At 74.0% G+C, this 13,985-nt stretch carries 15 protein-coding genes; 10 read left to right on the top strand and 5 right to left on the bottom strand.

Translation table 11 applies throughout. The features are described from left to right. The coding region (locus NT8_RS22120) for a lipase family protein (protein ID WP_245646277.1) at positions 1-1,268 on the top strand (1,268 nt) is incomplete at its 5' end. Positions 1,269-1,349: 81 nt separating this feature from the next. Here the strand turns inward: NT8_RS22120 and NT8_RS22125 are convergent. The 3 genes from NT8_RS22125 to NT8_RS22135 all read right to left on the bottom strand — a co-directional run bounded on the left by NT8_RS22125 (position 1,350) and on the right by NT8_RS22135 (position 4,806). Continuing rightward, complete coding sequence (locus tag NT8_RS22125) at positions 1,350-2,624, bottom strand: PucR family transcriptional regulator (protein ID WP_245646278.1); 1,275 nt, start codon at positions 2,622-2,624, stop codon at positions 1,350-1,352. Between the two features lie 174 nt (positions 2,625-2,798). Then, positions 2,799-3,371, bottom strand: a complete 573-nt coding sequence (locus NT8_RS22130; protein WP_067973046.1) for a nicotinamidase — start codon at positions 3,369-3,371, stop codon at positions 2,799-2,801. 118 nt (positions 3,372-3,489) lie between these two features. Continuing rightward, positions 3,490-4,806, bottom strand: coding sequence for a nicotinate phosphoribosyltransferase (locus tag NT8_RS22135; protein ID WP_067973049.1), 1,317 nt, complete (start codon positions 4,804-4,806; stop codon positions 3,490-3,492). Between the two features lie 199 nt (positions 4,807-5,005). On the opposite strand from NT8_RS22135, the gene clpS reads away from it, so the two are divergent. From clpS to NT8_RS22170, 7 genes are all read left to right on the top strand, one after another. Then, positions 5,006-5,296 carry an ATP-dependent Clp protease adapter ClpS gene (gene clpS, locus NT8_RS22140; RefSeq protein WP_067973052.1) on the top strand — a complete coding sequence of 97 codons (291 nt, stop codon included), beginning with the start codon at positions 5,006-5,008 and terminating at the stop codon, positions 5,294-5,296. Positions 5,297-5,355: 59 nt separating this feature from the next. After that, positions 5,356-5,913, top strand: coding sequence for a DUF2017 domain-containing protein (locus NT8_RS22145; protein ID WP_067973055.1), 558 nt, complete (start codon positions 5,356-5,358; stop codon positions 5,911-5,913). Between the two features lie 74 nt (positions 5,914-5,987). Beyond that, complete coding sequence (locus NT8_RS22150; protein ID WP_067973057.1) at positions 5,988-6,401, top strand: Mov34/MPN/PAD-1 family protein; 414 nt, start codon at positions 5,988-5,990, stop codon at positions 6,399-6,401. A 136-nt stretch (positions 6,402-6,537) separates the two neighbouring features. Further along, positions 6,538-6,816, top strand: coding sequence for a MoaD/ThiS family protein (locus tag NT8_RS22155; RefSeq protein WP_067973060.1), 279 nt, complete (start codon positions 6,538-6,540; stop codon positions 6,814-6,816). 5 nt (positions 6,817-6,821) lie between these two features. Continuing rightward, positions 6,822-7,769 (top strand): PLP-dependent cysteine synthase family protein, encoded by a 948-nt coding sequence (locus NT8_RS22160; RefSeq protein ID WP_067973063.1) that lies wholly within the window; start codon positions 6,822-6,824, stop codon positions 7,767-7,769. A gap of 118 nt (positions 7,770-7,887) precedes the next feature. Then, positions 7,888-8,694, top strand: coding sequence for a thioesterase family protein (locus NT8_RS22165; protein ID WP_245646279.1), 807 nt, complete (start codon positions 7,888-7,890; stop codon positions 8,692-8,694). A 225-nt stretch (positions 8,695-8,919) separates the two neighbouring features. Then, positions 8,920-9,684 carry an MBL fold metallo-hydrolase gene (locus NT8_RS22170; RefSeq protein ID WP_067973068.1) on the top strand — a complete coding sequence of 255 codons (765 nt, stop codon included), beginning with the start codon at positions 8,920-8,922 and terminating at the stop codon, positions 9,682-9,684. A gap of 37 nt (positions 9,685-9,721) precedes the next feature. Here the strand turns inward: NT8_RS22170 and NT8_RS22175 are convergent, their stop codons facing one another. Continuing rightward, positions 9,722-10,462, bottom strand: coding sequence for a hypothetical protein (locus NT8_RS22175; RefSeq protein WP_157515934.1), 741 nt, complete (start codon positions 10,460-10,462; stop codon positions 9,722-9,724). Positions 10,463-10,692: 230 nt separating this feature from the next. Here NT8_RS22175 and rph point away from each other — a divergent pair, with 230 nt between their 5' ends. Both rph and rdgB read left to right on the top strand, forming a co-directional pair. Next, positions 10,693-11,370, top strand: a complete 678-nt coding sequence (gene rph, locus NT8_RS22180; protein ID WP_067973073.1) for a ribonuclease PH — start codon at positions 10,693-10,695, stop codon at positions 11,368-11,370. Beyond that, positions 11,367-11,990: an RdgB/HAM1 family non-canonical purine NTP pyrophosphatase gene (gene rdgB / locus NT8_RS22185; protein WP_067973076.1), complete on the top strand. Its 624-nt coding sequence runs from the start codon at positions 11,367-11,369 to the stop codon at positions 11,988-11,990. Before rph ends, rdgB begins: the two co-directional genes overlap by 4 nt. A gap of 100 nt (positions 11,991-12,090) precedes the next feature. Here rdgB and NT8_RS22190 read toward each other — a convergent pair whose 3' ends face one another. Then, entirely contained in the window at positions 12,091-13,356 is a 1,266-nt protein-coding gene (locus NT8_RS22190; RefSeq protein WP_245646280.1) for an Nramp family divalent metal transporter, read from the bottom strand. Positions 13,357-13,985 lie beyond the last annotated feature (629 nt).

A 13,985-nucleotide genomic window follows, 5' to 3' on the forward strand; every position in this document is an offset into this window, starting at 1 on the left:
CCGCCGCCGACCCCGCGTCCCCCGACCCCGCGTCCCCCGACCCCGCACCCCCCGCCCCCGGCGGCACCGCCGGCGACGACGCCCTCGACCCCTGGCTGGACCTCGACCAGCCGACCGCCGACACCCCCGTCCCCGCGTCGGCCACCCCGCCCGGCGAGGACCCCTTCTACCAGCCGCCCGACCCGCTGCCCGCCGGCGAGCCCGGCGACGTCATCCGCGCCGAACCCGCGGAGGCGTACACCGACGCCCTGCGCCTGGCCCCGTTCCCCGCCGACGTGTGGCGCGTCATGTACCTGTCGACCGGCGCCGACGGCGAACCCACGGCCGTCACCGGCACCGTCATGGTCCCCGACCGCGCCTGGCGCGGCGAGGGGGAGCGGCCGCTGGTGTCCTACGCCGTCGGCACCCACGGGCTCGGCGACACCTGCGCCCCCTCCTACGGGCTGGAGGTCGGGCTCGACTACGAGGCCGCCAAGATGGCGCAGATCGTCCGGAGCGGCTGGGCCCTGGTCGTCCCCGACTACGAAGGGCTGGGTACCCCCGGCCACCACACCTACATGGTCGGCCGGTCGCAGGGCCCGGCCGTGCTCGACGGGCTGCGCGCCGCCACCCGGCTGAGCGAGGTCGACATCCCCGCCGACGCGCCCATGGGCGTCACCGGGTTCTCCCAGGGCGGCGGCGCCGCCGTGTGGGCGGCCGAACTCCAGCCGTCCTACGCCCCCGAACTCCCGCTGGCCGGGGTGGCGGCGGGTGGCGTCCCGGCCGACCTCACCCGCGTCGCCGAGAACATCGACGGCTCCCTGTACTTCTCGTTCCTCGCGTTCGCCGCGGTCGGCTACTCCACCGCCTACCCCGAGCTGCCGTTCGAGGAGCACCTCAACGACAGCGGACGCGCCCTGCTCGCGGACGCCGCCGACGACTGCCTGGTCGAGGCGCTGCCCAAGGGCATCGGCAAGAGCATGGACGACCTCACCGGCGTCGACCTCATCGCCACCCCCGAATGGCAGGCCCGGCTCACCGAGAACCTGCCCGGGAGCGACGCCCCCGACGCACCGCTGTACCTGTACCACTCCCGCGGGGACGACGTGATCCCCGTCGACCAGGCGGAGGAGCTGCGCGGCCGGTACTGCGCGGCGGGCGCCGCCGTCGAGTGGACCCGGACCCACTCGGGGCCGCACGCCGCCAGCTGGCTCCTCGACACCGGCGCCGCCCACGCCTGGCTGGGCGACCGGCTCGCCGGGGAGCCCGCCGAGGGCGACTGCGCCTGACCCGCGCGGGGCGCCCGGCACCCGGGCGCCCCGCCGCCGCGCCCGCGCGCCCCGGCGGGCCACCGCCGGCGGCGGGCCGGCTCACCCCGACGGCGGCTCCACCCGCGCGGCACCCCGCGCCCGGTCGCGCCCCGGCGCCTCCGCCGCCGCGTCGGACAGCCGCTGCATCCGCAGCACCATCTCCAGCTCGAACCGCTGGTCCGGGTCGCGCAGCCGGTCGCCGAACAGCGACTCCACCTGGCGCAGCCGGTACCGGACCGTCTGCGGGTGGACGTGCAGCCGCGCCGCCACCTCGTTCGCGTTGAACCCCGACTGCAGCCACGCCAGCAGCGTCTCGGCCAGCCGCTCCCGCTGCGCCGGGCGCAGCTCCTGCAGCGGGGCCAGCCGGGACCGCGCCATCGCCCGCATCAGCGCCTCGTCGCGGAACAGCAGCAGCGCCGTCAGGTGGTCGGTCCAGCGGGCGATCCCGTCGCGCGGGACGACGCCCGCGGTCAGCAGCGCCAGCGTGTCCTGGGCCCGCGCCAGCGACGCCGCCGCGTCGGTCACCCCCACCGTCGGCCCCGCCGCCGCGTCCCAGTCGCGCAGCGCCAGCCCCAGAGTCCGCAACCGCCCCGGCCCCTCGGGGTCGGGCACCACCAGGCACGGGTCGGCCCGGTTGAAGTCGGCCAGCACGTCCGGCGGCAGCACCGGGGTCCCCGCGGTGTCGGAGTCGCGCCCGTGCAGCGCCACCACCGCGACCTCGGCCGGCACCCGCCACTCCGCGGCCCGCGCCAGCCCCGCCACCGCCTCCGGCGCGGGCGGGTCGTCGGCCAGCAGCAGGTTCACCAGGCGGCCGCGCCGCCGCTGCAGCTCCCCGGCCGCCTGCGCCTGCGCGGCGCTGTAGCCCTCCATCGACGCCGCGGCGATCTCCTCCAGGAACAGGAACGCGGCCTCGGCCATCGGGCCGATGTAGTGGCGGGGGAACGTCAGCGGCTCGGCCATCTGGATCGCGGTGATCCGCCGCCAGGCGATCACCGCCGCCGTGCGCATGGCCGTCTGCAGGCTGTCGAGGCTGCGCCCCTCGTGCGCCTCGCCCGCGCCCAGGGCGCGGAAGCGGTCGCGCAGCTCGTCGCCGGGCGGGTCGGGCGCGCCGATCCGGTCGAGGAACACGCACAGCGCGTCGCGCACCGACTCGCGCGTCGCCTTCAAATAGATCTGGTCGCTGGGCCGCGCGTACTCGGCGACGCGCGACTGGATGGACGCGACGATGTCGTCGATCGTGGCGTCGAAGTGCGGACGGAGCCGGTCGGCGATCTCGCGGGGGACGCCGGCCAGCGGGTTCGCTTCGGACTGCGCGGGGGGCAGCGCGGAGTGCACGGGCCACCTCCAGTGGAACCGGAGAATGAACCTTCAACGCTAGCCACATTCCGGCGCCGCGGAAGAGGCTTTCGCAACGAATCGGACCACCGGCTTGTCATCCGCGTGACAGAACCGGTGGTCCGGCGCTCGCGGGGGCGCCGCCCGGCGGCGCCCCCGCCCCCGCCGCCGCCGTCACGCCACGACGGGTTCGCCTTCCAGCACCACGCCCGCGCCCGCCATCCGGGTCAGCGCGGCGTCGGTCGTCGGCCGGGCCACCCCCGCGGTCAGCCCGAGCAGCACCCGGGTGCGCAGCCCCGCCTCCGCCGCGTCCAGCGCGGTCGCCCGCACGCAGTGGTCGGTGGCGATGCCCACCACGTCGACCTCGGTGACACCGCGCTCGCGCAGCCAGTCCGCCAGGCCGCGCCCGTCGGCGTCGGCGCCCTCGAACCCGCTGTAGGCGGCCTCGTAGGCGCCCTTGTCGAACACGGCCTCGACCGCACCGGTCTCCAGGTCCGGGTGGAACTCGGCGCCCGGCGTGCCCGCCACGCAGTGCGGCGGCCACGAGTCGACGTAGTCCGGCCGGTCCGAGAAGTGGTCGCCCGGGTCGATGTGGTGGTCCCGGGTGGCCACCACGTGGGCGTAGTCGCCCCGATGGTCGGCGATGTGCCGCGACACCGCGGCCGCGACCCCCGCCCCGCCCGACACCGCGAGGCTCCCGCCCTCGCAGAAGTCGTTCTGCACGTCCACGACGATCAACGCCCGCATCTGCTGCTCCCGTCCGGCGCGTCCGGCGTCACCCGCCGCCGCGCCGCTCGAAGTGTGTCGCGATCGCGGGTCGCCCCCGCGTCCCGCGCCTGCATGCTCCCATCCGGTGAGACCCGGGTCATACGCCGACGCGCTGCTCGAAATACGTGGGGATCGCGGGTTCGCCCCGCGACATCTGCCGGGCCGCCTCGGGCAGCTCGGCCACCGACGCGGCGTGCCGCGCCCGGGCGTCGGCCAGCGGTTCGGCACCGACCACCTCGCCCTTGGCCACCAGCCGGCGCATCAGCGGACGCATCCCGACCCCCGGCTCGGTCTCGTGGTCGTAGACGACCTCGCCCGTCGCCGTGCCGTTCTCGTCGACCCGGCGGAACCCCCACTTGCGTCCGCCCCGGCTCGGCTTGCCCACCGACCGCTTGGCGACCGGCTCCAACCGGTCGTCCGCCCCGGTGCCGCGCGCCCGCGCCACCAGTTTGTACACCAGCGACGCCGTGGGGAACCCCGACCCCGTGACCAGCGAGGTGCCCACCCCGTAGCCGTCGACGGGGGCGATGGCCAGGCCCTGGATGGCGTACTCGTCCAGGTCGCCGGTGACGACGATGCGGGTGCCGGCGGCCCCGCTCTCGTCCAGTACCCGCCGCACCCGCTCGGCGGTCGACCCCAGGTCGCCGGAGTCGATGCGCACCCCGCCCAGCTCCGGCCCCGCCAGGTCGAGCGCCGTGTGCACGGCCCGGTCGACGTCGTAGGTGTCGACCAGCAGCGTCGTGCCGGCGCCCACCGCCTCCAGCTGCGCGGTGAACGCGTGCCGCTCGCTGTCGTGCAGCAGCACGAACGCGTGCGCGCTGGTACCGGCGGTCGGCACCCCGTAGCGCCGCCCCGCCTCCAGGTTGGACGTGGTGGCGAACCCGGCGAGGTAGGCGGCGCGCGCGGCGGCGACGGCCGCCGCCTCGTGGGTGCGCCGCGACCCCATCTCGATCAGCGGGCGCCCCTTGGCGGCCGTCGTCATGCGCGACGCAGCGGACGCGATGGCGGTGTCGTGGTTGAAGATCGACAGGGCGACGGTCTCCAGCAGGACGCACTCGGCGAACGTGCCCTCGACCACCAGGATCGGCGACCCCGGGAAGTAGGTGTCGCCCTCGCCGTAGCCCCAGACGTCGCCGGAGAACTCGTAGCCGGCCAGCCACTCCAGGGTGGCCTCGTCGACCGTCGCCGAGTCGGCGAGGTAGTCGAGCGCGGCGGTGTCGAACCGGAACGCCGCGAGGGCGTCGAGGAACCGCCCGGTGCCGCCCACCACCCCGTACCGGCGCGAATCGGGCAGCCGCCGCGCGAACATCTCGAACACCGTCCTGCGGTGGGCGGCGCCGCTGCGCAGCGCCCCTTGCAGCATCGTCAACTCGTACCGGTCGGTCAGCAGCGCGCTGCTCCAGTCGTCCGTCATAACCGCTTAGCCTAGTTTGTGTCTCCGAGGAACAAAATAGGGCGGGGGTCACGGAGCCCACCGGCGCCCCGCGAACGCGGTCGGTGATCGATGGGACAATGGGGGGACGACCGGACCCGGTGGGGGTGCCGGTCCGCCACCGCGCCCGCACGCGCGGCAGGCCCGGCACACGGTGACGAAACGGGTAGGTGAACCAGCCATGACGACGGCGCCGGTCGAACTGGAGCGCCCCGCCACCGAGGAGGACGTGCGCCCCGACCTCCCCTGGGTGACCATCGTGTGGAACGACCCGATCAACCTGATGTCGTACGTGACCTACGTCTTCCAGACCGTGTTCGGCTACTCCCGGCGCAAGGCGCACGCGCTCATGCTCGACGTCCACCACAAGGGCCGCGCGGTGGTGTCCTCCGGCACCCGCGAGGAGATGGAGCGCGACGTCACCATCCTGCACGAGTACGGCCTGTGGGCCACCCTCAAGCACGACACCTGACCCCGGCCCGCGCCGGGGCGCCCGCCCGCGGCGCGGACCTGCGAGCGGAGCCTTACGACATGACCCACGGATTCCGGGCCGTCCGCGGCGGCGTGGCCGCCGACCTCGACGCCGACGAGGCCGCCGTGCTGCGGTCCATGGCCGCCCTCATGCTCGACCTCGTGGAGCCCCCCGAGCCCCAGGACGACCTCGCCGCGATGGTCGGCATCGGCGCGAGCAGCGAGAAGCCCGACGACCCCGTCCTCGCCCGGCTCTTCCCCGACGCCTACAGCGACGACGGCGAGGCCGCCGGCGACTTCCGCCGCTACACCGAGGACGACCTGCGCCGGCACAAGCGCGACAACGCCCAGGCGGTCCTGGCGGCGCTGCCCAAGGGCGGCGGCCGCGTCACCCTCGACCTCGGCGACGCCCACGCCTGGCTGAAGACGCTGAACGACGTCCGGCTCACCCTGGGCACCCGGCTCGGCCTCGACGAGGACACCTACGACGCCTACCAGCGCGGCACCCTCCGGCCGGAACCGCAGGACGCCGCCCGGCTCGCCGTCTACGACTGGCTCGGCGGCCTCCAGGAGACCCTGGTCGACGCCCTGTTCGGCGCCGGCCCGGCCCGCGACTGAGCGCCCCCGGGGACGTGGCGGGAAAGACATACCCAGCGAGTGGGTAGGGATAATTCCTCCGCTACGCTGAAGCCATGCTGAGGATCGACCGCGCGATCTACGACCGGATCGTCGCCCACGCCCGCCGCGACCACCCCGACGAGGCGTGCGGCGTCGTCGCCGGCCCCGAGGGGTCCGACCGCCCCGAGCGCCTCGTCGAGATGGCCAACGCGGAGCGCTCACCCACGTTCTACCGGTTCGACTCCCACGAGCAGCTCAAGGTCTGGCGCGAGATGGACGACCGCGACGAGGAGCCCGTCGTGATCTACCACTCCCACACCGCCACCGAGGCCTACCCCTCGCGCACCGACGTCTCCTACGCGTCCGAGCCCAACGCCCACTACGTCCTCGTGTCCACGCGCGATCCCGACACCGCGGAGTTCCGCTCCTACCGCATCGTCGACGGCGAGGTCACCGAGGAGCCGGTCGAGGTCACCGGCGGCGCGTGACCCCGGCGCGCCCCGGCCGGAATCTCCGGCCGGACGCGCCTGTTGGACCCCAATGGCGGCGCCGCACGCGCGGTACCGCACGACCCGCAGCAACGTCACCGACGTGCACCGCTTCCCAACGCTACGGAGAACGCCCATGGCCACCGAGGTCCGCATCCCCACCATCCTGCGCAACCTGACCAACGACGCCAAGGCCGTCGAGGGCAAGGGCGCCACGCTCAAAGAGCTGATCGACGACCTCGACGCGCGCTACCCGGGCATCGGCGCGCGCCTGGTCGAGGACGGCAAGCTGCGGCGCTTCATCAACGTCTACCTCAACGACGAGGACGTGCGCTTCGTCGGCGGCCTCGACGCCCCCGTCGCCGACGGCGACACCGTCACGGTCCTGCCGGCCGTCGCCGGCGGCATGCGCTAGCCGCCATGCGCTTCGACTCCCTCCTCGACTCCCTCGGCGGCACCCCGCTGGTGGGCCTGCCGAACCTGTCGCCGGCGCCCGACGTCCGGCTGTGGGCGAAGCTGGAGGACCGCAACCCCACCGGGTCGATCAAGGACCGCGCCGCGTTCTTCATGATCGAGCAGGCCGAGAAGGACGGCCTGCTCACCCCGGGGTGCACCATCCTCGAACCCACCTCCGGCAACACCGGCATCTCGCTGGCGATGGTCGCCAAGCTGCGCGGCTACCGCATGGTCTGCGTCATGCCCGAGAACACCTCCGCCGAGCGCAAGCAGCTCCTGGAGATGTGGGGGGCCGAGATCCACTACTCCCCGGCCGAGGGCGGGTCCAACGAGGCGGTCCGGGTGGCCAAGGCCATGTCCGCCGAGCACCCCGACTGGGTCATGCTCTACCAGTACGGCAACCCGGCCAACGCCCGCGCCCACTACGAGACCACCGGGCCCGAACTGCTCGCCGACCTGCCCGAGATCACCCACTTCGTGGCCGGCCTGGGCACCACCGGCACGCTCATGGGGGTCGGCCGCTACCTGCGCGAGCACCGGCCCGACGTGCGCGTCGTCGCCGCCGAGCCCCGCTACGGCGAACTCGTCTACGGGCTGCGCAACCTCGACGAGGGGTTCGTCCCCGAGCTCTACGACGAGTCCGTCCTGACCACCCGGTTCTCCGTGCCGTCCGACGCCGCGCTCCGGCGCACCCGCGAACTCCTCACCCGCGAGGGCATCTTCGCCGGCATCTCCACCGGCGGCGCCCTGCACGCGGCGCTCGGCATGGCGCAGAAGGCCGTCAAGGCGGGGGAGCGCGCCGACATCGCGTTCGTCATCGCCGACGGCGGGTGGAAGTACCTGTCGACCGGCGCCTACGAGGGCACCCTGGAGGAGGCCGAGGAGCGCCTCGACGGGCAGCTCTGGGCCTGACCCGCCCCGCTCCGCGCGCCCGGCCGGGCGGTACCCGGCCGGGCGCCGCCGCGTCCGGGGGCGGCGCAGGGGCGGCCCCCCTGGAACGACTCGAACCCCATTCGGTTCAATGGTGGCCATGACGCGATTCGACACCGCAACCGAGGTCACCCCCGCCGGCGACGGCACCTACACCGCCGACCTCGACCCCGGCTACCTCATCGGCTCCGCCATGAACGGCGGCTACCTCATGGCGGTCCTCCAGCGCGCCGCCCTCGCCGAGTCGCCGCACCCGCACGCCGTCTCCTCGTCCTTCCACTTCCTGCGCCCCGGCACCGCCGGACCCGCCCGCGTCCACACCGAGGTCCTCAAGACCGGACGCACCGTCGCCACCGTCCGCGCCACCGCGCACCAGGACGCCGGCCCCGTCGTCACCGGCACCATCGCCACCGCCCGCCTCGACGCCGGCGCCGCCCCCGCCTACGAGGCCCCCGCCCCCGGCATCGCCCCCATGGCCGAGTGCCGCGTCTACGACCCGCGCGCCGGCGCCGGCGCCCCCGACGGGTTCGTCCACCGCGTCCGCCAGCACTACACCCCCGACACCTGGGACCGGCTGCGCGGCCGCGCAGCCGACCCCGCCCCCGAACTCCTCGGCCACGTCGAACTCAGCCCCGACGACGGCGGCCCCTGCGCCGACCCCGCCCTCTTCCTGCCCCTCGCCGTCGACGCCCTCCCGCCGGTCATCTCCGTCTTCGACTCCTGGCGGTGGGCCCCCACCGTCGAACTCACCTGGCACATGCGCGCCGTCCCCGTCCCCGGCCCCCTCACGTTCCACGCCCGCGCCGGCCTCGTGAGCGACAACTGGTTCGACGAGACGGTCGACCTGTGGGACACCAAGGGCCGCCTCGTCGCCCAGAGCCGCCAGCTCGCCCGCGCCGGCCGGTGACGCCGCACGCGCCCGCCCACCCGCGGCGGAATAGGATGAGTTGCCTCGTGTGACCGATTCACATGTGACTCACGACGCGTGAGACGCGGGCCACATTAGGTACCGCCGGAGCGGTCATTGGGGTAGACCCGTAACACGGAGAACACGGAGACGCCCACTCCGCGACACACCGGCTTCACCGCGTGAGTCCCCGCGGAGGCACCTCATCGAAAAGGCAAATGCGACGTGCGACTCACCATCATCGGCTCATCGGGGAGCTTTCCCGGCCCCGCTAGCCCCGCCTCCTGCTACCTCGTGGAGGCCGGAGGATTCCGCATCCTGCTCGACCTGGGCAACGGCGCCCTCGGGGCCCTTCAGCGCTACGCCGACATCTACGCCATCGACGCCGTCTACCTCAGCCACCTGCACGCCGACCACTGCTTCGACCTCTGCTCGTACTGGGTCGCCCGAACCTTCCCGCACGGCGGACCGAAACCCCGCATCCCCGTCTACGGGCCGCCCGGCGTCGCCGACCGCATGGCCGAGGCGTACGGGCTCGACCCCGACCCCGGCATGACCGAGACCTTCGACTTCCGCGAACTCGCCCCCGGCCCGCTGCGCATCGGCCCGCTCACCGCCCGCCTCGACCTCGTCAACCACCCCGTCGAGGCGTTCGGCATCCGCCTGGAGCACGACGGCGCCAGCCTCACCTACAGCGGCGACACCGGCGCCTGCGACGAGATCGTCGAACTCGCCCGCGACACCGACCTGTTCCTGTGCGAGGCGTCCTTCCACGACCACCGCGACCACCCCAAGGACATGCACATGACCGGCAGCGAGGCCGGCGACCACGCCCGCCGCGCCGCCGCCCGCCGCCTCGTCCTCACCCACCTGGTGCCGTGGAACGACGACGAACGCACCCTCGCCGAGGCCCGCGGCGCCTTCACCGGCCCCATCGACCTCGCCCGCCCCGGCGCCGTCTACGACATCGGCGCACCCGCCACCGTCTGAGCCCGCGCCCCGGCGGCGGCCGGCCCGCGCGCCCGCGTCAGGCGCCGTCCGCCCCGGACCCGCCGTCCGCCCGGTCCACACCGCCGCGCTCCGCGCCCGCGCCGCCCTCCGGCAGCACCGCCGCGGCCGTCGCCGTCACCGCGCCCAGCAGATCGGCGCCCCGCACCTCCGCCGAGTTCGACGAGATCGACACCAGCATCCCCGGCAGGTGCAGATCCGCACCCGAGAACATCTCCCCGGTGCGCCACGACGCGATCCCGCCCAGCTCCGCCACCGCCTCCGTCGTGAAGAACGCCGGATCACCCAGCGCCGCCGCCGGCACGTGCCCCGGATACTCCACCACGCTGCCCTCCGGCGCGTAGGTCACCATCACGACCTCGCTGCCGTCGTCCGGGCTGAACCCCGCCCACGAGCACTCCAGCCGCGACTCCGTGCGGACCTCGGTGAACTGCGGCTCCGTCAATCGGTCGGTGACCACCGATATCGGCTCCAGCACCCCGGCCGCCGCACACGACTCCGGCGGCTCCACCGGTTCCACGGCCTCCACCGCGGCCGCCGACCCCGACGCGCCCGGCGACGCCGACGGCACCGACCGCGACAGCGGCTCCCCACCGAACTCCGCCCACGTGGGCGTCGGCGACGGGGCGGGGGACGACGGGGCACCCGGGTCGGCGTCCGCGCCCTCGGCGGCACACCCGGTCAGCAGCGCCACGAGGGCGACCGCGATCCCGCCGGACGCCCACCGCGCGCCCGGGGCGTGTCTCGGCTCAACAGTCATCGGGAAGGGGACCTCTGCCATCAGCGTTCGCCACAGGGGGCCGGTACGGCGCGGCCGCCCTCGGGAACACCCGCGGCGGCGCCCTCCCATGGTGACACCTTCCAGGACGAAACCGCCGCCCCGAGGCCCGACCGTAAGCCAAGGGAGACCTGGCCCCGACCCGCCGCCGCCCCCGATAGGCTCGCCCCATGGCTCGACCCGACGGACGTGCTCCGAACCAACTCCGGCCCGTGACCATCACCCGCAACTGGCTGCGGCACGCCGAGGGCTCGGCCCTCATCGAATTCGGCGACACCCGCGTACTCTGCGCCGCCTCCGTGGAGGACGGCGTCCCCCGCTGGAAGCGCGGCACCGGCGAAGGCTGGGTCACCGCCGAGTACGCCATGCTGCCCCGCTCCACCGACACCCGCGGGGCCCGCGAATCCGTCAAGGGCAAGATCGGCGGCCGCACCCACGAGATCTCCCGCCTCGTCGGCCGCTCCCTGCGCGCCGTCATCGACTTCAAGGCCATGGGCGAGCACACCATCACCCTCGACTGCGACGTCCTCCAGGCCGACGGCGGCACCCGCACCGCCGCCATCACCGGCGCCTACGTCGCCCTCGCCGACGCCGTCAAGCACCTCCGCAAGCGGCGCAACCTCAAGCGCAACCCGCTCACCGGATCCGTCGCCGCCGTCAGCGTCGGCATCATCCAGGACCAGGCCCGCCTCGACCTCAACTACCTCGAGGACTCCGTCGCCCAGACCGACATGAACGTCGTCCTCACCGGCGACGGCCAGTTCATCGAGGTCCAGGGCACCGCCGAGGGCGCCCCCTTCGACCGCGGCAGCCTCGACCGGCTCCTCGACCTCGCCGTGGGCGGGTGCGCCGAACTCACCGAGATCCAGAAGAAGGCGCTAGCCGGATGACCGGCCGCCCCACCCTGGTCCTGGCCACCCGCAACGCCAAGAAGGTCCCGGAGATGCGGGCCGTCCTCGCCGACGCCGGCATCGACGCCGACGTCATCGGCCTCGACACCCACCCCGACGCCCCCGACGTCGCCGAGACCGAACCCACCTTCACCGGCAACGCCCTGCTCAAGGCGCGCGCCGTCGCCGCCCACACCGGGCTGCCCGCCATCGCCGACGACTCCGGCCTGCGCGTCGACGCCCTCAACGGCATGCCGGGGGTGCTGTCGGCCCGCTGGTCCGGCCGCCTCGGCGACGCCACGGGCGACAAGGACGCCGCCAACCTCGACCTCGTCCTCGACCAGGTGGCCGACGTCGCCGACGGCCGCCGCGGTGCCGAGTTCGTCTCCGCGGCCGCCGTCGCCCTGCCCGACGGGCGCGAGGACGTCGTCGAAGGGGTCATGCGCGGACACCTGCTCCGTGAACGGCGCGGCGCCAACGGCTTCGGCTACGACCCGATCTTCGTGCCCGACGGCGAGACCCGCACCACCGCCGAGATGACCGCCGCCGAGAAGAACGCGATCAGCCACCGCGGCATCGCCTTCCGGCTCCTCGCCGAGCGCCTGCGCACCCTGCTCTAGCGCGGCCGGCCCGTAACGCGGCGCGGCCGCCGCCCCGGCAAGCCGGGGCGGCGGCCGCGGAACCGCCGGTCCGGCCGCGCACCGCACGGCCGGACCGCCGTCACAACCCGCTGAGCTGGTTCACCAGCTCCCGCACGCACAGCACGATGAACAGCAGGCCCGCGATCGCCAGGCCCGCGTTGCTCAGCCACCCGTTGCGCCACTCGCGCGGGACGCGCGACGAGTTCAGCAGCCACAGCAGCGTGAACGCCAGGAACGGCATGAAGAACGCGCCGAGCACGCCGTAGATGAGCACGAGCTGGATCGGCCGGTCGAAGATCAGCAGCAGCATCGGCGGGAACGTCAGCCACAGCAGGTAGGCGCGGAACTCCCAGCTCCGCTCGCGCTCCTCCACGGGCCGGTTCACCTTGCCGCGCACGTGCCCCACGAAGTCGGCGAACATCAGGCTGACGCCGTGCCACACACCCAGCACCGACGAGAACGCCGCCGCGAAGAACCCGATGAGGAAGACCACCGACAGCGGCCGGCCGAACCGGTCCGCCAGCACGTCGCTCAGCTGGAGCAGGCCCTGGTCGTCCTGCGTGAGCGCGATGTTGGTGGCGTAGAGCAGCTCCGCGCCGAGGACCAGGGTCGCGATGACGAACAGGCCGGTCGTCGCGTAGGCGATGCGGTTGTCCCACCGCATCATCCGCATCCAGGTGGAGTCCCGCCACCCCTTCGCGTTCACCCAGTACCCGTAGGCGGCCATGGTGATGGTGCCGCCCACGCCGCCGACGAGCGCGAGTGTCGTCATGAGCGAGTCGGGGCCGCTCGGGATGATGGGCACCAGGCCCTTGACCGCCTCGCCCACGTTCGGCACGACGTAGATCGCCAGGCCCACCACGGTGACGAACATCAGCCCGACCAGGGCGGTCATCACCTTCTCGAAGATCGCGTAGTGGTTGAACCAGACGAACACCAGGCCGGCCAGGCCGCACAGGATCGCCCACGCCCACAGCGGCAGGACGGGGAACAGGGCCGCCAGGGGGAGCGCCGAGGCCGACATCGCCGTCGCGCCGTAGACGAACCCCCAGATCACGATGTAGGGGGCGAAGTAGACGTGGGTCCACTTGCCGAGGCTGCTCCACCCGTCGAAGATGGTCCGCCCGGTGGCCAGGTGCCACCGCCCGGTCGCCTCGGCCAGCGAGATCTTGACCACCGCGCCCACGATGGTCGCCCAGAGCAGGGTGTAGCCGAAGAGGTTGCCCGCCACCAGGGTGGCGACCAGGTCGCCGGAGCCGACGCCCGTCGCGGCCACGACCATGCCGGGCCCGATGAGCTTCCAGTTCGGCTTGCGCTGTTGCCGCGCTGTGTCAGGGGTCGCCACGCAGCGTCCTTCCCTCGGAATCGGATGTTCGAGGGCAAATCTCCAGGTGCCGGGGGGCGACGGCAACGGTCTTGGGGGAGTCGTCTCCCGATTGATATGGGCCGGGCCACACCGGGTGCGGTGCGCGGACCCCGCCGCGGGGCGCGCGGGCCGTCCCGGTTGCGGCCGAGGCGGCCGGCGGTGCCCGCCGCCGCGCGGCGGCCGGCGGTGTCCGGCGCGCCGCCGCAGTGGCGCGGACCGGAGCGGCCCGCACATGGGGTAGTGTTCACCGGGTCGCCACCGCGACCGCCCCCAGGGCGGGAACGGCGACGACGGACTTTCGCGCGGAACCGGTCGAGGCATCGACGTCGACCGGGTAGGCTCGAAGAGCACGGGGAACCGAGTCCCGAACATCCGGTCGGATGGGCGGTCGGCACTCCCCACCGGGACGGTCGGACGCCGCACGGCGACCACGTCCCCCACTCACCGGACACAGCGGCCTTCGCGTCATCGACGTGGGGCGCCTATGGTCCACGCCGGGACTCCGCACCTCAGGTGCTTTTCCCAGTGGAGTGGTGCGCAAATGGTCTTCGCTCATTCGGCGGGACCGCACGAACGCCGGTTTGGCGGACTGCGGAACGGCTGATAAC

The sequence above is a fragment of the Nocardiopsis trehalosi NBRC 14201 genome, assembly GCF_001552555.1.
Taxonomy (GTDB): Bacteria; Actinomycetota; Actinomycetes; order Streptosporangiales; family Streptosporangiaceae; genus Nocardiopsis_B; species Nocardiopsis_B trehalosi.